The sequence below is a fragment of the Rhizobium sp. O111 genome (assembly GCF_055616315.1).
This window is the reverse complement of record NZ_JBSHXL010000001.1, coordinates 2,621,544-2,641,225: the sequence shown is the minus strand read 5'-3', so window position 1 is coordinate 2,641,225 and position 19,682 is coordinate 2,621,544. Positions and strand designations below refer to the sequence as shown.

The window sequence follows — 19,682 nt, the reverse complement described above, 5'->3', positions numbered from 1 at the left end:
TTTTCTCTTTCCTATTCTATCGTTTTGAATTGATACGTTAAGCACCGGCCCGTGCATGCAGCCATTGTTGCAATCGCCAGTCGATCCGTACGGTTTCGGCTTGAAAAAAGACATAGTGTCCCAATTGCATCTAAAAAAATGACGATTTAAACTTCCGGCGACCGAATCTGTAACAAGAGTGCAGCTCCGCTACAGCCGACGTTAACTCGAAATTAAAGACTGCCGAATAAGAGTTTTACTGCTCGCGATAGCTCTACCGAGGAGCGCGGTTGGCCGGTTTGTCCATGATGGACGCTGGTAAACGGTGCCGGGGGTTAAGAAGTTCGCGGTCATTGGCGTAGGGATCAGAGCCATTTTTGGCTCTGGGCGCATGATGCCCTCCTTTTGCGCTGGCTCGTCCGAGCCATGTTTAGTTTGACCCAATTTTGTTCCGACAGGAAACCCGGATCGTCGATGCCGACGACGCCGTGTGGCCGGCTTAAGTGCGGCTATACGCGTCCGACCGACGAAGCGGGATGATGTCTTTTGATCAGCTAACGCGAGGGGCGCTCGTCCATGACTTCCATTGTAACTTCTCTGACCGTCAATCAGATCCGGGCGCTGTCGACGACCGCGATCGCCAATCTGTCGTCCGATGACGTGGCACTGCTCACGACGACACAGATCAAGGCCTTGAGCTCCACGCAGCTCGGCGCTATCGAAACCCAGGACTTCGTTGCTCTTTCTTCCCAGCAGATGAGCGCCGTATCGGCGACCGCGCTGGTTGGTCTGAAGCTCGAGCAGCTGGCAGTTCTTACCACGGGCCAGCTCGGCGGTCTCTCGACCACGCAGGTTGCTGCTCTCTCCACCACTGAAGTCGCAAACCTCTCCTCCGAACAGATCGGCGCGCTTTCGACCGGTCAGGTTGCCGCTCTTACCTCCAAGCAGATCGCTGCGATGGGCACGGAAGACGTTGCCGCCTTCACGACCAACCAGATCGCCGTCCTGAAGACCACACAGCTCGCCGCGCTCTCCTCCGCGCAGATCGCTGGTCTCTCCACCGATCAGGTCGTTGCGTTCACGTCCTCGCAGGCCGCAGCGCTGACCTCGGTTCAGCTCGGCGCCATCTCGTCCGACGGCATCGCCCTGTTCTCGACCGACGAGATCGCGGCCATCAGCACGAAGGCTCTCGGCGGCCTCAGCACCGATGGCATGGCGGCGCTCACCAGCGACCAGGTCATCGCGCTGAAGACCAGCCAGGTTGCTCTGCTCAGCAGCGCCCAGTTCGGCGCCCTGAACTCTGACCAGATCGGCGTTCTCACGGGCTCGCAGATCGGCGCTCTCGGCTCCAAGCAGCTTGCTTCGCTCTCCACCGACGTCATCGCATCGCTCAACACCGACCAGATCGTCGCGCTGAAGACCACGCAGGTCGCAGCCCTCACCACCGACCAGCTCGCAGCACTCGACGTCGCGCAGGTCGGCGCATTCAGCTCCGCCCAGACCGCAGTGCTTTCCTCCGCGCAGTTTGGCGCGCTGACCACCGACGACATTGCGAGCTTCTCGACCGACGAGATCGCCGCCATCAACACGAAGACGCTGGCCGGCCTGTCCACCGCGACGCTCGCAGCTCTCGACACGGACCAGTTCGCAGCCCTCAAGTCCAGCCAGATCGCTCTGCTCACGACCTCGCAGGTCGCATCGCTGGGTTCCGAAAAGATCGCCGCGCTGAAGAGCGACCAGGTCGTCGCCCTGACCTCCAGGCAGCTTGCAGCACTGACCACCGATGAAGTCGCAGCGATCAGCACCGACAACGTCGCCGCCATGAAGACCGGGCAGATCGCCGCTCTGAACAACAGCCAGATCGCCGCGATGTCCTCCGAGCAGATTTCGGCGCTCACCGGCGCACAGATCGGCGCAATGTCCTCGTCCGAACTCTCGGCGCTGTCGACCGACGACATCGCGACGTTCACGACCGATGAAATCGCTGCCATCAGCACCAAGGCTCTCTCCGGCCTGTCGACCGATGTCATCAACTCTCTGACCAGCGATCAGGCAGTCGCCCTGAAGTCGAGCCAGATCGCAATTCTGAGCACCGCCCAGATCGGCGCATTCTCCACGGACAACATCGCTATCCTGACCAGCGATCAGGTCGGCGCCCTGAACTCCAGGCAGATCGGCGCGCTCACGGCGGACGAAATCGGTGCGATTTCGACGGATAACGTTGCCATCCTGAAGACCGCGCAGGTCGCGGCCCTCAGCTCGGCGCAGATCACCGCGATGTCTTCCGAGCAGGTCGAGGCTCTGACCAGCAGCCAGGTTGGCGTCCTCAGCTCCGCACAGCTCGGCGCGATGTCCACGGACGGCGTCAGCTCCTTCACCACGGATGAAATCGCCTCCATCAGCAGCAGAGCTCTGACGGGTCTGAGCACCGACGACGTCGCCGCTCTCAGCAGCGACCAGATCGTCGCGCTGAAGACGAGCCAGGTCGCTCTCCTGAGCAGCGCGCAGCTCGGCGCCATCTCCACCGACAACATTGCTCTCCTGAAGAGCGACCAGGTCGGTGCCCTGACCGCCAAACAGATCGCCGGTCTCTCCAGCGACGCTCTCAGCGCTATCTCGACCGACAACGTTGCAACTCTGAAGACGGCGCAGATCGCCGCCCTGACGACGGCGCAGATCGGCTTCCTGTCGACAGACCAGGTCAAGGCTCTGACGACCGGCCAGGTCGGCGTCCTGACGGCCGGCCAGATCGGTGCGATGTCGAGCGACGACATCATCACGTTCTCGACCGACGAAATCGCCGCTATCAGCACGAAGGCCATTGCACAGCTCTCCACCGACGGCCTCGCTGCACTGGATAGCGATCAGGTCAAGGCTCTGAAGTCGACCCAGGTCGCGCTTCTGACCACCGCTCAGGTCGCATCGCTTACGACGGACCAGGTGTCCGTGCTCGGCAGCGACCAGGTTGGCGCGCTGAACTCCAGGCAGATTGGCGCTCTCACCACGGATGAGCTTGCTGCCCTGTCGACCGACAACGTTGCCATCCTGAAGACCACGCAGATCGCCGCGCTGAGCAGCCTGCAGATCGACGCCCTGACGTCCGATCAGGTGACCGCGCTGACCAGCACCCAGGTCGGTGTGCTGACCTCCGGCCAGCTGCATGCCCTGTCGAGCGACGATATCGTGTCCTTCACCACGGATGAAATCGCTGCGATCAACACCAGGTCGCTGTCGGGCCTGACCACGGATGCCGTCAACGCTCTCAGCAGCGATCAGGTTGTTGCTCTCAAGACCAGCCAGATTTCCGCGATGGGCACCATCCAGCTGAACGCGCTGACGACTGACAACATCACCAAGCTGCTGAGCGACCAGATCCTGGCGCTGAGCACCAGCCAGCTTGCTTCGCTGTCGACCGATGACATCGCTGCGATCTCCACCGACAATGTCGGCATCTTGAAGAGCTCGCAGGTTGCCGCTCTGACGACGGCGCAGATCGACGCCATGTCGAGCGACCAGGTCGAGGCACTGACGACCGGTCAGGTCGCGGTTCTGACGGCCGCCCAGATCGGCGCAATGTCGAGCGACGACATCGTGACGTTCTCGACCGACGAAGTGGCCGCGATCAGCACGAAGGCCATTGCGCAGCTCTCCACCGACAGCCTCGCGGCTCTGGACACAAACCAGTTTGCCGCTCTGAACTCGGGCCAGGTCGCGCTGCTCACCACCAGCCAGGTCGCATCGCTGTCGACCGACAAGCTCGCTGCCATCGGTAGCGATCAGCTCGGAGCCATGAACTCCAGGCAGATCGCAGCTCTGACCACGGATGACATCGCTGTCCTCTCCACGGATAACGTCGCCATTCTGAAGACCGGCCAGATCGCCGCCATGACCACGGACCAGCTCAATGCGCTGACCGCCGATCAGGTGACCGCGCTGACCGCCGATCAGGTCGGTGCGATGTCCTCGCTCCAGCTTGCGGTCATGACCACCGACGACATCACGTCGTTCTCGACCGATGAAATCGCGGCCATCAGCACCAAGGCGCTTGCCGGTCTGAGCACCGATGATATCAACGCGCTCAGCAGCGACCAGGCCGTTGCCCTGAAGTCGAGCCAGATCGCACTGCTCAGCACGGCGCAGATCGCCGCCCTGTCGACCGATAACATCGCGCTTCTGACCAGCGACCAGGTCGGTGCACTGAAGTCGAACCAGATCGCGGCACTGTCCACGGACGAAGTCGCGGCTCTGAGCACCGACAACATTGCCCTGCTGTCGTCGGGTCAGGTCTCCGCTCTGAACAATACTCAGATCGGCGCCATGTCCTCCGACCAGATCAAGGCTCTGACCAGCGCCCAGATCGGTGTTCTCACCGCCGACGAGTTCGCCGCAATGTCCACCGATGACATCGCGACCTTCTCGACCGACGAAATCGCGGCGATCAACACCAAGATCATCGCGGCTCTGTCGACCGACACGCTCGAGGCATTCGGTACGGATCAGTTCGCTGCTCTGACCACCGGTCAGGTGGCACTGCTGAGCACCTCTCAGATCGCGTCGCTGACGACCGACAAGGCGGTGGCCCTGAGCAGCGATCAGATTGGTGTCCTGAACTCCAGGCAGATCGCGGCGCTCAGCACCGACGACCTCGCGGTTCTGTCCACCGACAACGTGGCACTGCTGAAGACGGCCCAGGTGGCCGCACTCAGCACCGCGCAGATCACGGCGATGTCGTCCGATCAGGTTCAGGCTTTGACCAGCACTCAGATCAGCGTGCTGACCTCGGCCCAGCTCGGCGCCATGTCGACGGATGGTGTCTCGTCCTTCTCGACCGACGAGATTGCGGCGATCAGCACCAGGGCTCTGACCGGCCTGAGCACTGATGATATCAACGTGCTCAGCAGCGATCAGGTCAAGGCTCTGAAGACCAGCCAGATCGCTCTGCTGACGACCGGCCAGCTGGCTGCGATCACCACCGACAACATCGCTCTCCTGTCTTCGGATCAGGTCGGTGCGCTGACGTCGGCACAGGTCAGGGGTCTGACCACGGACGAAGTGGCGGCTCTGACCACCGACAACGTCGCAGTGCTGAAGTCGGGTCAGGTCGCGGCTTTGACCACGGATCAGATCACCGCCATGACCTCGGATCAGGTCACGGCGCTGACGAGCTCCCAGGTCGCGGTTCTGACCGCAGCCCAGATCGGCGCCATGGACACGGACGATATCACCTCGTTCACCAACGACGAGATCGCGGCCATCAGCACCAAGGCTATCGTGGAACTTTCCTCGGCCAGCATTGAGGCAATGACCACCGATCAGTTCAAGGCCCTGACGACGAACCAGGTAGCGCTTCTGACCACCAGCCAGATCGCTTCGCTCTCGACCGACAAGATGGCTGCCATGAGCAGCGATCAGCTCGGTGTCCTGAGCTCGCGGCAGGTCGCGGCTCTCAGCACCGACGATATCGCGGTTCTGACTACGGACCAGGTCGCAGTGCTCAAGACCGGCCAGGTGGCTTCGCTGACGACGGCTCAGATCGACGCGATGACGTCCGATCAGATCCAGGCGTTCAACAGCACCCAGATCGCGGCCATGAGCTCGGCGGAGATCGGCGCAATGTCCAGCGAGGACATCGCGACCTTCACCACCGACGAAATCGCGGCGATCAGCACGAGGGCTCTGGCCGGACTTGCAACGGAAGACATCGCGGCCATGAACACCGACCAGCTGGGCGCCTTCACCTCGACGCAGGTGCCGGCTCTGAACTCGGCCCAGGTCGATGCGGTTCTCGCAGCCTACGCAGCGCTGAACTCGTAAGTCACGGATAGACGAAAATAGAGACGCCGCCCGATCATCTCGGGCGGCGTTTTTCGTTTCGGCGCCCGGTGCCGAACCGCCTTGGATATCAGGCGTTCTCACGCTGTTTTGACGCCAATCAGCCAGCCCGACGCAAGCTCTATCCGATAGCAAGGAGCCCGACGCTTTCGTGCGTCTGTTGATCTCAGGCCATCCGGCCGCCTTGCCGTAGGACGTCCATGAACGCGAACACCGCAATTGCATCGAGCCAAGTCTCTCCAATCGCAAACATTTTGGAGCAGGCCCGTCATCAACGCCTGTCGCTTGGCGATCTGATTTCCATCGCCGAGGGTCTTGCGAATGCCGACCAGCGGCAGCAGGCGGCAGAGCTCTATAAGACGTGGATCGCGTTCAACGAAAATAATCCGTTGCTGCATCTTGCCTATTTCAACTACTCCGTGGTGTCGCGTCAGGCCGGCGACATGGCCGGCGCGATCAGCGCGCTGCGTGCCTGCCTGAAGATCGATCCGCGCTTCGGCCCGGCGCATATCAACCTCGGCCGGGCGCTCGAGGATTGCGGTCTCGGCCATCAGGCGGTCGAACAATGGCGCAGCTACGCGGAGACGACCAACGACATCACCAGCGAGCGCATCGAGCACCGTTTGATGACGCTTCAGCATATCGGCCGCGTTCTTGAGGGCGGTGGCGTGCTGGAGGCGGCGGAGACCACGCTGTGGCAGGCGATCGAGCTGCAGCCGAACCGCCCGGAAGCCGGCCAGCACTGGACGTCGCTGCGCCAGCGGCAGTGCAAGTGGCCGATCCTGACACCGTCGATCCATGTCAGCGCACGTCAGTTGCTCGACGCGATGTCGACGCTGACGCTCTCCTGCTACGCCGACGACCCGCTCTATCAGCTCGCCAAGGCCTATCGCTACAACAAGACGCTCGTTGGTCGCCCGAACCTTTCGGCCTTCCCGCGCAAGCCCGCGCGCGTGAAGACCGGCACCGGCCAGCGCCTGCGCGTCGGCTATGTCTCGTCGGATCTGCGCGATCACGCCGTCGGCTTCGCGCTCAGCGAAGTGCTGGAGCTGCACGACAAGACGACCGTCGAGATCTTCGGCTATTACTGCGGCGAGCCGCGCACCGGTGACGCGACGCAGGAGCGCATCAAGGCGGCCGTCGATGGCTGGCGCGATATCAGCGCGCTCAGCGATACCGATGCGGCCAACCTGATCCGCAAGGATGAGATCGATATCCTCATCGACGTCAACGGCTACACCAAGCATGCCCGCACGAAGCTGTTCGCCTATCGTCCGGCGCCTGTGATCGTGAACTTCTGTGGCTATCCCGGTTCGATGGGCAGCCCCGTTCATCAGTACATGATCGCCGACGAGACGATCGTGCCCGTCGAAAACGAGATCTACTATACGGAAAAGGTCCTGCGGATCGCCTGCAACCAGCCGATCGACCGCAAGCGCCAGATCGCCGCGACGCCGACCCGCACGCAGGCGGGCCTGCCCGAGGATGCCTTCGTCTTCGCCTGCTTCAACGGCATGCAGAAGATCAGCGAGCCGTGCTTCGCGCGCTGGATGACGATCCTGGCTGCGACGCCAGGCAGCGTGCTCTGGCTGCTCGCGGCAGACGAAGCCGTGAACGACCGCCTCGTGCAGGCTGCCGTCAAGGCCGGCATCGATGCCAAGCGGATCATCTTCGCGCCGAAGGCGCCGAACGCGCATCACCTGGCGCGCATCGCGCTTGCCGATCTCTTCCTCGACACCTTCCCCTACGGTGCCCATTCGACCGCGGGCGACGCGATCACCATGGGTCTGCCGGTTCTGACGGTTCCGGGCAAGAGCTTCGCCTCGCGCTTCTGCAACAGCATCGTGGCCGCCGCCGGCGTGCCGGAACTCGCCTGCAGTGGGCCTGATGATTACGTGAAGCGTGCGATCGGCTTCTTCAAGGATCGCGCAAGCCTGGCCGCCATCCGCCAGTCGCTGAAGGACAAGCGCGAGGGCAGTGCGCTGCGCGACATCCCGGGTCTCGCCCGTCGTCTGGAAGAGCTGTTCTGGCAGATGCAGGGCGAAGCCGAGCGCGGCGAAACGCCGACGCCTGACCTCAGCAACCTCGACGCCTATTACGAGATCGGTGCCGAGCTCGTGCAGACGCTCGGTGAGTTCGAGGACGATGCGAGCTATCGCCGCCACTACCGCGAGAAGCTGGCGCAGTGGAACGACTATGCGCCGCTTGCCATCGACACGCGCCTGTGGACGGAGCCGACGGCCTAACGCCGCCGGTCCATCCTCAAGGGGTTTCAACTTGCCGCAAGGCCACAGGCAACGGGTGCTTTAGAGAATGCAGGGGAATGGAAAGATCGTGATCGTCGGCGCCGGACTGTCGGGCGCCGTGATCGGGCGGGAACTGGCGCTGGCGGGGCACAAGGTCGAGATCCTTGATGCCCGCGACCATATTGCCGGCAACTGCCACACCGAGCGTGACGCCGATACTGGCGTGATGGTGCATGTCTACGGACCGCACATCTTCCATACCGACGATGCCGAGGTCTGGGATTACGTCAACGGTTTCCAGACCTTCATGCCCTACAAGAACCGGGTGAAGACGACGAGCAAGAGCCAAGTCTATTCGCTGCCGGTCAATCTGCACACGATCAACCAGTTCTTCGGCAAGACGCTGCGCCCGGATGAGGCGAAGGCGTTCATCGAGGAGCAGGCCGACAAGACGATCACCGATCCGCAGACTTTCGAAGAGCAGGCCATGCGCTTCGTCGGCAAGGATCTCTACGAGGCCTTCTTCAAGGGTTATACCGAGAAGCAGTGGGGCTGCTCGCCGACCGAACTGCCGGCCTCGATCCTGAAGCGGCTGCCGGTGCGCTTCAACTACGACGACAACTACTTCTTCCATAAATTCCAGGGCATGCCCGAGAATGGTTACACCGACATGATCGGCCGCATTCTCGACCATCCCAATATTGCGGTAAAGCTGAGCACGCGTTTCGAGCGCGCCGAGCATGCGGATGCCAGCCACGTCTTCTATTCCGGCCAGCTCGACGGCTATTTCGACTACGAGGCAGGCCGTCTCGGCTACCGGACGCTGGATTTCGAGCGCTTCAGCTATGACGGTGATTATCAGGGTTGCGCGGTCATGAACTACGGCGATGCTTCGGTGCCGTTTACGCGCATCACCGAGCACAAGCATTTCTCTCCCTGGGAAGAGCACCAGGGTTCGGTCTGCTATCGCGAGTTCTCGCGCGCCTGCGGGCCTGACGATATTCCCTATTATCCGATCCGGATGGTCGAGGAGAAAGAACAGCTGGCGCAATATGTTACGCGCGCCGAGAAGGAAGAAGGCGTCACCTTCGTCGGCCGCCTTGGCACCTATCGCTATCTCGACATGGACGTGACGATCCGCGAGGCGCTCGACACGGCGCGGCTCTATCTCTCGACGCTATCAGAGAGCGCGCGCATGCCGGCCTTCCTGCATCGTCCGGTCTGACCGGAACATCATCGTCGTTGTTGCGAAAGGCGCTGGCTGCAAGGCTGGCGCCTTTCTCTTTTCCCGCGTCGAATTTCGACTGCGCAGCGTTCGATCCGACAAGACGCGCGTCCATCAGACAATCACATATTGGTGAATTGGTCGTCGCAGCTTGTCCGGAAGGCCGGTTTGGCTTTGGTATAGCGTTGTATTCCCTTGAATATATTGCTCTGCTGGCAGGCCAGCCGGCGCTTTGGCGAGAGCGAGCTATTTCGAGTGCGGCGCGTAACAAAATGGCTGCGTCGCCCGTAGTTGTTGTCAGACACACACTTGATACCGGAGGAGACCACGAGATGATGAATAGACGCAGACTGCTCTTCAGTGCCGGCATTGCCGCGATCGGCCTGCCGATTGTTCTCGGTCGTTCGAAGGTTTCGGCCGCGGAGACCTTTCCCGTCACCCATACGGATGCCGAGTGGAAGAAGATGCTGACAGCGGATCAATATGCCGTTCTGCGCGAGGAGGGGACGGAGCGCCCCTTCACCAGCGCCCTGCTTCACGAAGAGCGCAAGGGCAACTTCGCCTGCGCCGGCTGCGGACAGGACGGTTTTGCATCCGCGACCAAATTCGACAGCGGAACGGGATGGCCGAGCTTCTGGGCGCCGCTTGACGGCAAGGTCGTCGGCACGACACGCGACACGCAGTTCGGCATGGTACGCGAGGCGGTTCACTGCAGCCGCTGCGGCGGTCATCTCGGGCATGTCTTCGACGACGGGCCGCAACCGACCGGCCTGCGCTACTGCCTGAACGGTGTCGCTCTGACATTTCATCCGGCTTCGGCCTGATCAACGGGACCTGTCATGATCCTCTTCATTCTCGCTTATCTCGGTGGCGTGCTGACCATCGTCAGCCCCTGCATCCTGCCGGTGCTGCCGTTCGTCTTCGCCCGCGCCGGCCAGCCGTTTCTGCGCAGCACGCTGCCGATGCTTGTCGGCATGGCGGCGACCTTTGCGGCCGTTGCGACGCTGGCGGCGCTTGGTGGCGGCTGGGCGGTGCAGGCCAACGAGTATGGCCGCTATGCAGCGCTTGTGCTGCTCGCCGTCTTCGGCGTGATCCTGCTTTTCCCGGCCCTGTCCGATTATCTGACGCGGCCGCTGGTATCGCTCGGGGCACGGCTGTCGCAATCGGCCGATCGTGGTACCCGAAGCGGGGGATCGACCGTCGTGGCGTCGGCATTGTTGGGTGTAGCGACGGGGCTGCTCTGGGCACCCTGCGCCGGCCCGGTTCTCGGGCTGATCCTGACGGGTGCGGCGTTGCAGGGGGCAAGCGTCGGCACGACGTTGCTGCTGCTCGCTTACGCTCTGGGTGCGGCGACGTCGCTGGCGCTGGCGCTGCTGATTGGCGGGCGGGTGTATCAGGCGATGAAGCGGTCGCTTGGCGTCGGTGAATGGGTGCGCCGCGGGCTTGGTGTTGCCGTTCTGGCCGCTGTCGTGGCGATCGGTCTCGGCCTCGATACCGGTTTCCTCACGCAGGCCTCGCTGGCCAGCACCGGCACGCTGGAGCAGAGCCTGATCGACAAGCTGCATCCGCAGCAGCAGGCGGCAGAGAATGCCGGCTCCGTCGTGATGAAGGGCGACGCCATGAGCGGCAGCAACCAGATGATGATGTCCGGCAATGCTCCGGCCATGATCTCAGGTAACAATGCGATGATGGCCGGCTCGAACGCGATGATGATGAAGGGTGGCCCGAAGACGGCTGCCGCGGAAGCGCTTCCGGTCGAAGGAATGATGCCGTCGCTTGATGGCGCCGTGCAGTGGCTCAATTCGCCGCCGCTCTCGGCGCAGTCGCTAAAGGGCAAGGTCGTTCTCGTCGATTTCTGGACCTATTCCTGTATCAACTGCCTGCGCGCAATTCCCTATGTCCGCGCCTGGGCGGAAAAGTACAAGGATCAGGGGCTGGTGGTGATCGGCGTGCATGCGCCGGAGTTCGCGTTCGAGAAGAACATCGACAACGTCAAGAAGGCGATCGGCGATCTCAAGATCACCTATCCTGTCGCCATCGATAACGACTATGCCATCTGGCGCGCCTTCGAAAACCAGTATTGGCCGGCGCATTACTTCATCGATGCCGAGGGGCGCGTGCGCCATCATCACTTCGGCGAGGGCGACTACGACGGTTCCGAGCGGGTGATCCAGCAGCTTCTGGCGGAGGCAGGCAAGGCCAAGGTCGCCGCCGATATGGTCGAGGTCAAGGCGACCGGCGCCGAAGCCGCATCGAACCAGGCGGATGTGCAATCGCCGGAAACCTATGTCGGCTGGGAGCGCTCCGAGAACTTCGTCGACCAGAAAGGCACGGTCAACGATGCGGCCCATACCTATGTCGCGGCGACACCGCGGCTCAACGAATGGGGCCTGACGGGCAACTGGACCGTTGGATCCGAGCAGGCCGCGTTGAACGACAAGGACGGCAGCATCTACTACCGTTTCCATGCCCGCGATCTGCATCTGGTGCTCGGTCCGGGTGCCGACGGCAAGCCGGTGCGCTTCCAGGTGACCGTCGATGGCAAGCCGCCGGGTGACGGGCATGGGGCCGATACCGATGCCGATGGCAACGGCACCGTGACCGCACAGCGGCTCTACCAGCTCATCCGCGAGCCTGGCGCCGTTGGCGATCACACATTCGAAATCCGCTTTCTTGATCCCGGCGTACAAGCCTACGCCTTCACCTTCGGTTGATAGGAGACCATCATGACTGACCATAAGGGCATGACTGACTATAAGGGTTCGACTACACGGCGCTCGATGCGCACCGTCGCCTTTGGTGCGGCGGGCGTGCTGGCCGCGGGTCTGGCGATGTATTTCACACCGTCATCAGCAGAGGAGGCGCGTGTCATTCCGGCGCCTGTCATGGACGAGCCGGCCGGCGGCGGCAGCGAGACGGCGACGTTTGCCGGCGGTTGCTTCTGGGGCGTGCAGGGTGTGTTCCAGCACGTGAACGGGGTGAAAAGCGCGACGTCGGGCTATGCCGGCGGCTCCAAGAATACCGCGCAGTACGAAACGGTCAGCGGTGGCGATACGGGCCATGCGGAATCGGTCAAGGTCGTGTTCGACCCGAGTAAGGTCAGCTACGGCCGGCTGCTGCAGATCTACTTCTCCGTTGCGCACGATCCGACGCAGTTGAACCGCCAGGGTCCCGATACCGGCACGCAGTATCGCTCGGCGATCTTTCCCGCCAATGACGAACAGGCCAAGGTCGCCAAGGCCTATATCAGCCAGCTGAACCAGGCGCGGGTTTTCGATGCGGCCATCGTCACCAAGATCGAGCCGGGCAAGAGCTTTTATGCCGCGGAGGGGTATCATCAGGACTTCCTGACGAACAATCCAACCTATCCCTATATCGTCATCAACGACCTGCCGAAGGTCGCCGCGCTGAAGCAGCTGTTTCCGAAAGATTACAGCGAAAAGCCGGTGCTGGTCGCGGCCTCCGGCTCGAACTGAACACCATCCGTATCGCATGCAAAACGCCCGCTCGGTTTCGAGCGGGCGTTTTGCGTTAAATCGCACTGTCTGGTCAACTCATTATACCTGAGTGAAAAATTCCACAAAAGAGCCATTGGTGCGTGAAATATCGCTACTTGCTTTGAACATGTGCAAAATAATTCTCAATTGTGGCGGAAATCGAACCGGTTTGCGCTCGCCGGTGCTTGTCACCCAGGCAAAGCGGGCGTACGGCGCTTAGCGTCAAATTGCCCTGCGCTGAATTGACGCTTCAGCAAAACTTGAGCGACCGACTCCCACGGTCGTGAAGGAGCCAATCATGAGAGACCTCCCGGGCCTGCCGTCCCGCAGAAGCTTCCTGAAAGCTTCCGCGGCGACCGCGGCCATTGCCGGCATTGCCGGTGCAGCGAAAGCCGAAACCAAACCCGAACCCGCCGCGCTCACCGAATACAAGCCGGACTGTCTTCAGCCCACCGAGTGGGCCTTCGTCATGGCTGCGGTTGCGAGACTGATTCCGTCGGAAGGCGACGGTCCCGGCGCGATCGAGACGCGCGTTCCCGTTTTCATCGACAAGCAGCTCGCCGGCGATTACGGCAAGGCATCAGACTGGTACATGGTCGGCCCCTATGAGCCGGCGGCTAGCCCGCTGCGCGGCTGGCAGACCCCGCTCAACCCGCTGGAAACATACCAGCAGGCGATCCCGGTGTTCAACGAGTGGTGCAAGCAGACCCACGGCAAGATCTTCGCCGAGCTTGACGCGGCAACGCAGGACAAGGCGCTCACCTCGCTCCAGAAGGACGAGATGAAGATCAAGCCTGAACTGCGCGAGTTCTTCTCGATCCTGCTCGCCAACACCAAGGAAGGTTACTTCTCCGACCCGATGTATGGCGGCAACCATGGCATGGCTGCCTGGAAGTATATCGGCTTCCCGGGCGCGCGCGGCTCCTACAAGGAGTGGGTCGGAAAGCATAACGTCAAGTATCCGCTTGGCCCCGTCTCGATCTCCGGCGAAAGGGGCTAACGATCATGGCACGCACAGAAAAGAAAAAAGACGTCGTTCTCGTCGGCTTCGGCTGGACGGGCGCGATCATGGGCATCGAGCTTGCCAATGAAGGCCTCGAAGTCCTGGCGCTGGAGCGCGGTCACGATCAGGCGACCGTTCCCGACTTCCAGTACCCGAACATGATCGACGAGCTGAAGTACGGCATTCGCTACGGGATGATGGAAAAGCCGGCGAACACGACGGTCACCATTCGCCGTTCGCTGGATGAGACCGCGCTGCCTTACCGCAGCCTCGGCACCTTCCTGCTCGGCACCGGTGTCGGCGGCGCTGGCACCCACTGGAACGGCCTCAACTGGCGTCCGATGCAGTCGGAATACCGCCTGAAGTCCTACGTGACCGAGAAGTTCGGCGCAGGCGTCATGACCGAGGACATGACGATCCAGGACTATCCGATGACCTACGAAGAGCTCGAGCCGCATTTCGATCGCTTCGAGAAGGTTGCGGGCATTTCTGGCCAGGCCGGCAACGTCAACGGCAAGATCGTCGAGGGCGGCAACCCGTTCGAGGCGCCGCGTTCCAACGACTATCCGATGCCGGCCATGCCGTCGACCTGGGATGGCGTGAAGTTCCGCGATGCGGCGAAGGCTGCGGGCTATCACCCGTTCCCGAGCCCTGGTGGCATTGCCTCCAAGGACTACGTCAACGAATACAACATGCAGATGGGCCCGTGTAACCATTGCGGTTTCTGCGAGCGCTACGGCTGCTACAACTATTCGAAGTCCTCGCCGCAGACGGCGATCATCGACGCGCTCAAGCGCAAGAAGAACTTCGAGTATCGCGTCAACTCGGAAGTGCTGCGCGTCGAAAAGGCAGAAGACGGCAAGACCGCGACCGGCGTTACCTATTTCGACCACAAGACCGGCGAAGAGGTCTTCCAGCCGGCCGACCTGGTCATCCTGACCGCCTTTGCGCTGAACAACGTGCACCTGATGCTCGTCTCTGGCATCGGCCAGCCGTACGATCCGAACACCAACGAAGGTGTCGTCGGCCGTAACTACGCCTACCAGATCACCGGTGGCTACACACTGTTCTTCAAGGACGAGGAATTCAACCCGTTCATCGGCACGGGCGCCAACGGCTTCTGCATCGACGATTTCGGCATCGACAATATCGATTTCGCCAAGGAAGGCTTTGTCGGCGGCGCTTACTGGCGTGCCGGCCAGACCAATGGTCAGCCGGGCCACACCATGCCGCTTCCTGCGGGCACGCCAAGCTGGGGCGCTGGCTGGAAGAAGGGCATCGGCGAATGGTACGGCCATGCGATGAACATCGGCGCCCACGGTTCCGTCATGTCCTATCGCGGTCACTATCTCGACCTCGATCCGACCTACAAGGACCGCCACGGCCGTCCGATGCTGCGCATGACCTACAACTGGCATGAGAACGAAATCCGCCAGACGCAGTTCATGAAGTCGAAGATGGAGCCGCTCGCCAAGTCGATGAACCCGACGACGATGCAGGAAGGTTTCAAGAAGGAAGGCGCCATGTTCGACGTCCGTCCTTACCAGACCACACACAATACCGGCGGCACCGTCACCGGCGACGATCCGAAGACCTCGGTTCTCAACCGTTATCTGCAGTCCTGGGATTGCCATAACGTCTTCGTCATGGGCGCCAACGTCTTCCCGCAGAACACGCAGTACAACCCGACCGGCATGGTCGGCGGTCTGGCCTATTGGGCGGCGCATCACATCCGCAAGGATTACCTGCCCAATCCGCGGCCGCTGGCATAAGGAGAACAGAGATGAAAACCTTTCTCCGCATCATCGGAACGCTGGTCGTTCTTGGTGTTATCGCCCTTGTCGCCTTCATCTTCGTGCCGGTACAGCGTACCGGCCCGGTCACCCAACTCGCAGCCGACTTCAAGCCGGCCAAGGGGCAGGGTGAATATGTCATGCGCGCCGGCGACTGCATGGCCTGCCACACCAGCGAAGGCGGCAAGCCCTTCGCCGGCGGCCGCGCCATCCAGAGCCCGATGGGCACGATCTGGACTACCAACATCACGCCGGACAAGGACACCGGCATCGGCAACTGGACGCTCGCCGATTTCCGCGCTGCCCTCTACGACGGCGTGACGCCCAATGGTACGCATCTCTATCCGGCCATGCCGTACGAGAACTACCGCAAGCTGTCGGAAGAAGATGTCGTGGCGCTCTACGACTACTTCATGCATGAGGTCGAGCCCGTCTCGAACAAGGTGGAGGAAACCAAGCTTTCCTTCCCGTTCAACATGCGCTTCGGCCTGCGCGCCTGGAACTGGCTGGCCGCCAGCTACGCGGCCGGCTTCAAGCCGGAGCAGGGTGAAGACGAGCAGTTCAACCGCGGCAAGTATCTCGTTGAAGGCGCCGGCCACTGTGCCGCCTGCCACAGCCCGCGCAACCTGTTCATGGCGCAGGATGGCATCGACAATTCGTCGAAGGCCTTCCTCTCCGGCGGCGAGATCGACGGCTTCACGGCCCCTGATCTGCGTGGTCCGGCAAGTGGTCCGCAGACGTGGAGCACCGAGCAGCTGGCAGCCTATCTCTCGACCGCTCGCAACGCTCACTCGTCGGCGACCGGCGAAATGATGCTCGTCGTTCGTGACTCGCTGCAGTACATGAGCCATGACGACAACCTCGCGATCGCCACCTATCTGAAGAAGATTGGTAGTGCTGGTGGTTCCGCTTCGGCCGCACAGCCGGAGAAGGCAGAGGTGACGGCGACCGAAACGCTGCTTTCGGACGCCAAGCCCGACATGCCGCTCGGTCCGCGTCTCTATCTCGACAACTGCGCCGCCTGCCACATGGTAAGCGGCAAGGGTGCCGGCGAGACCTTCCCGGCGCTTGATGGCAACTCGCTGGTTGACGCCAAGTCGCCCAAGGGCCTGATCAGCGTGATCCTGCACGGCGCCGAACTGCCGTCGACGCCGGATCGCCCGATGAAGCTGCGCATGCAGGGCTACGAAAACCGCCTGTCGGATGACGAAGTCGCCGCACTCGCGACCTTCCTGCGCGACGGCTGGCACAACAAGGCCGCAACTGTTTCAGCTGCCGACGTGACCGCCGTTCGCGGCGAGAAGCACTAAGACAAGAGGCCGGCAGCGCCAGAGTGCTGCCGGTTTTTCCATGAGACTGGACATGAAACAGCCCGCGGGAGAGATCCCGCGGGCCGTCTTGTCTTAGGAAGCTCGACCTGAAATCAGGTGCGCGGCTTGAGGTTTTCGGGGTCGTAGATCGGCTTGTAGCCGACGCTGACCACTTCGACCGGATAGGTCTCGGCGAAATATTCGACGTTCAGCTTGCGGCCGACCTGGCAGTATTCCTGCGGGAGATAGGCGAGCGCGATGTTCTTTCCCACGGTCGGGCCGTAGGCGACCGAGGTCGTGTAGGAGATGCGGCCGAGGCTGTCGACCAGCGACTTGCCAGTTTCCGGATCCATGACCGGCATGGAGCCGACGGGGTAGCGCTTGACGCCCTTGCGGTCGGTGTTTTCGGTCATGACGAGGGTGCAGAGCATCGCCGGCTGGTGTTCGCGGGCCTTGTATTCCAGATGCTTGGCCTTGCCGCGGAAATCGGCTTCCTTGACCTTCGGGCGGGCGAGATCGGCTTCCAGCAGGTTATACTGCGTGAGCAGATCGCCGTTCTGCAGGCGCAGCGATTTTTCCATACGGCGCGAGTTGGCGTAGGTCTCGACGCCGAAAGGCATGACGCCCGTGGCGCGCAGCGCATCCCAGACGGCGAGGCCATCCTCGTACTTCATGTGCAGTTCCCAACCCTGTTCGCCGACATAGGAGATGCGGAAGGCGGTGACCGTCTTGCCTGCGATCTCGATCGGCTTGATGGCCGCGAAGGCGAAGTTTTCGGGATCGAGTGCTGCCGGATCGGCGACCACCTTCTTCAGCGTGTCGCGGGCATTCGGGCCCCAGATGCCGATCGTGATGAACTTTTCCGAGACGTCTGTGATCGTCACGTCGAGGCCGCGATCTTCTGCCACGCGCTTCATGTAGTGGAAGTCGCGCGGGCCGGCATCGGCGCCGTTGATGAGGCGGCAGCGGTCGGCCATGCGGATGACGGTGAAGTCGGCGCGCACCATGCCCTCGTCGTCGAGGAAGTGGGTGTAGATGCCCTTGCCGATATTGGCGTCACCGCCGATCTTGGCGGCGCAGAGCCATTCCAAGAGCTCGACATGATCGGGGCCTTCGAGGTCGACCATGTGGAAGTGGCTGAGGTTGACGATGCCGCAATCCTCGCTCATCGCCAGATGCTCGGCGTTTGAGACGCGCCAGAAGTGGCGGTTGTCCCATTCGTTTTCGCGCACGGGAACGCGGTCGGCGTATTTCTCCAGCAGGTGCTCGTTGGCCTTGTAGCCATGCGCACGCTCCCAGCCGCCGAGCTCCATGAAGTAGCCGCCGAGTTCCTTTTCGCGCTCGTAGAAGGGCGAGCGCTTGGCGTTGCGGCCAGAGGCGTAGGGTTCGCGGGTGTGGACGGCGGGGAAGTAGATCTTCTGCGCGGCTTCATAGCAGCGGCCGGCGATGAAGTCCTCGGTCAGCTGGTGCGGGTAGAAGCGGGAATAATCGATCGAGTTGTGGTCGATCTCGGTGCGGCCGTCGGTCATCCAGTCGGCGATCAGCTTGCCGTAGCCCGGGCCGTCCTTGACCCAGATGGCGACGCAATACCAGAGGCCGCGCACCTTCTGGCTCTCGCCGCAGGAGGGGCCGCCGGCGGCGGAGACCTGCAAGAGGCCGTTGAAGGAGTGGCCTTCGTTATAGCCGAGTTCACCGAGGATCGGCGTCAGTTCCATGGCCTTTTCGAGCGGCTCGAGGATCTGCTCCATCTCGAGGTCGCGCTGCGAGGGCGACAGGCGCGCCTCGTGCTTTTCCAGCAGTTCGCGCGGATGGCACATGCGCGGATTGGTGGTCTCATAATAGCCCCACTCGATCTGGCCGCCTTCGGTGGTCTTCGGGTCGCCGGTGTCGCGCATATAGGCGGAGTTGCCCTGGTCGCGGAGCAACGGGTAGCCGATTTCCTTGCCGGTGCCTTCGAACTCGTTATAGGGGCCGAAGAAGGTGAGGGGGTGATCGACCGGCATGACCGGCAGGTCTTCGCCGACCATTTCGGCGATCAGACGGCCCCAGAGGCCGGCGCAGACGATGACGTGATCGGCCATGATGGTGCCGCGATGGGTGACGACGCCCTTGATGCGGCCGCCTTCTACGATCAGCGACTGGGCGGGCGTGTTGCCGAACATCCTGAGCTTGCCGGATTTTTCGGCGGCATCGACCAGCTTGCCGGCAACGGTCTGCGAGCGCGGGATGACGAGGCCGGCGTCGGGATCGAACATGCCGCCCTGGACCTGATCTTCCTCGATCAGCGGGAACATCTGCTTGATCTCAGCGGGCGAGACGTAATGCGCCCGGGTGCCGAAGGCCTTGGCGGAGCTCAGCTTGCGCTTGATCTCTTCCATCCAGGCATCGTCGCCGGTACGGGCGACTTCAAGACCGCCGATGCGGGAGTAGTGGCCCATCTTCTCGTAGAAATCGATCGAATACTGGGTGGTCCAGACCGAGAGATAGTCGTGTGATGTGGTGTAACAGAAGTCCGAGGCGTGGGCGGTCGAGCCGATGTCGGTCGGGATACCCGACTTGTCGATGCCGACGATGTCGTCCCATCCGCGCTCGATCAGGTGATGGGCGATGGATGCGCCGACGATGCCGCCGAGACCGATGATGACGACCTTAGCCTGCTTAGGAAACTCTGCCATTGAGTGCGACCCTGATTGAATATTGAGATCGGATTTTAGGGATAGAAACGCGACGTGTAGAGCCTGTCTACGACATAATTATCAAACTGCACGACCAGAGGCATGTGGCTTGTGGATGACGG

At 62.0% G+C, this 19,682-nt stretch carries 10 protein-coding genes; 9 read left to right on the top strand and 1 reads right to left on the bottom strand.

All coding sequences use genetic code 11. The annotated features are described in order from the left end of the window. The first annotated feature begins 555 nt into the window (after nt 1–555). The 9 genes from ACVTFQ_RS13345 (at nt 556) to ACVTFQ_RS13305 (ending at nt 16,885) form a co-directional block, all read left to right on the top strand. Nucleotides 556–5,793 (top strand): beta strand repeat-containing protein, encoded by a 5,238-nt coding sequence (locus tag ACVTFQ_RS13345; protein WP_112949862.1) that lies wholly within the window; start codon nt 556–558, stop codon nt 5,791–5,793. Nucleotides 5,794–6,011: 218 nt separating this feature from the next. Next, on the top strand, nt 6,012–8,057 hold the full coding sequence (locus ACVTFQ_RS13340) for an O-linked N-acetylglucosamine transferase, SPINDLY family protein (protein ID WP_111564071.1): 2,046 nt from the start codon (nt 6,012–6,014) through the stop codon (nt 8,055–8,057). A 67-nt stretch (nt 8,058–8,124) separates the two neighbouring features. After that, on the top strand, nt 8,125–9,282 hold the full coding sequence (gene glf / locus ACVTFQ_RS13335) for a UDP-galactopyranose mutase (protein ID WP_111564072.1): 1,158 nt from the start codon (nt 8,125–8,127) through the stop codon (nt 9,280–9,282). A gap of 332 nt (nt 9,283–9,614) precedes the next feature. Continuing rightward, a complete protein-coding gene (gene msrB, locus ACVTFQ_RS13330) occupies nt 9,615–10,106 on the top strand; it encodes a peptide-methionine (R)-S-oxide reductase MsrB (protein ID WP_111564073.1) in 492 nt (163 codons plus the stop codon). A 15-nt stretch (nt 10,107–10,121) separates the two neighbouring features. Beyond that, nucleotides 10,122–11,996 carry a cytochrome c biogenesis protein DipZ gene (locus ACVTFQ_RS13325; protein WP_112437144.1) on the top strand — a complete coding sequence of 625 codons (1,875 nt, stop codon included), beginning with the start codon at nt 10,122–10,124 and terminating at the stop codon, nt 11,994–11,996. A gap of 12 nt (nt 11,997–12,008) precedes the next feature. After that, nucleotides 12,009–12,758 (top strand): peptide-methionine (S)-S-oxide reductase MsrA, encoded by a 750-nt coding sequence (msrA, locus tag ACVTFQ_RS13320; protein WP_111564074.1) that lies wholly within the window; start codon nt 12,009–12,011, stop codon nt 12,756–12,758. A gap of 319 nt (nt 12,759–13,077) precedes the next feature. Then, nucleotides 13,078–13,779: a gluconate 2-dehydrogenase subunit 3 family protein gene (locus ACVTFQ_RS13315; RefSeq protein WP_111564075.1), complete on the top strand. Its 702-nt coding sequence runs from the start codon at nt 13,078–13,080 to the stop codon at nt 13,777–13,779. A 5-nt stretch (nt 13,780–13,784) separates the two neighbouring features. After that, nucleotides 13,785–15,554, top strand: coding sequence for a GMC family oxidoreductase (locus ACVTFQ_RS13310; RefSeq protein ID WP_112437143.1), 1,770 nt, complete (start codon nt 13,785–13,787; stop codon nt 15,552–15,554). A gap of 11 nt (nt 15,555–15,565) precedes the next feature. Next, nucleotides 15,566–16,885, top strand: coding sequence for a cytochrome c (locus ACVTFQ_RS13305; protein WP_111564077.1), 1,320 nt, complete (start codon nt 15,566–15,568; stop codon nt 16,883–16,885). 113 nt (nt 16,886–16,998) lie between these two features. On the opposite strand, the gene ACVTFQ_RS13300 is transcribed toward ACVTFQ_RS13305, so the two are convergent. Next, nucleotides 16,999–19,560 carry a GcvT family protein gene (locus ACVTFQ_RS13300; protein WP_111564078.1) on the bottom strand — a complete coding sequence of 854 codons (2,562 nt, stop codon included), beginning with the start codon at nt 19,558–19,560 and terminating at the stop codon, nt 16,999–17,001. Nucleotides 19,561–19,682 lie beyond the last annotated feature (122 nt).

Coding starts and splice junctions, on each gene's coding strand:
- ACVTFQ_RS13345 (WP_112949862.1), top strand. CDS start 556: ATGACTTCCATTGTAACTTCTCTGACCGTCAATCAGATCCGGGCGCTG.
- ACVTFQ_RS13340 (WP_111564071.1), top strand. CDS start 6,012: ATGAACGCGAACACCGCAATTGCATCGAGCCAAGTCTCTCCAATCGCA.
- glf (WP_111564072.1), top strand. CDS start 8,125: ATGCAGGGGAATGGAAAGATCGTGATCGTCGGCGCCGGACTGTCGGGC.
- msrB (WP_111564073.1), top strand. CDS start 9,615: ATGATGAATAGACGCAGACTGCTCTTCAGTGCCGGCATTGCCGCGATC.
- ACVTFQ_RS13325 (WP_112437144.1), top strand. CDS start 10,122: ATGATCCTCTTCATTCTCGCTTATCTCGGTGGCGTGCTGACCATCGTC.
- msrA (WP_111564074.1), top strand. CDS start 12,009: ATGACTGACCATAAGGGCATGACTGACTATAAGGGTTCGACTACACGG.
- ACVTFQ_RS13315 (WP_111564075.1), top strand. CDS start 13,078: ATGAGAGACCTCCCGGGCCTGCCGTCCCGCAGAAGCTTCCTGAAAGCT.
- ACVTFQ_RS13310 (WP_112437143.1), top strand. CDS start 13,785: ATGGCACGCACAGAAAAGAAAAAAGACGTCGTTCTCGTCGGCTTCGGC.
- ACVTFQ_RS13305 (WP_111564077.1), top strand. CDS start 15,566: ATGAAAACCTTTCTCCGCATCATCGGAACGCTGGTCGTTCTTGGTGTT.
- ACVTFQ_RS13300 (WP_111564078.1), bottom strand. CDS start 19,560: ATGGCAGAGTTTCCTAAGCAGGCTAAGGTCGTCATCATCGGTCTCGGC.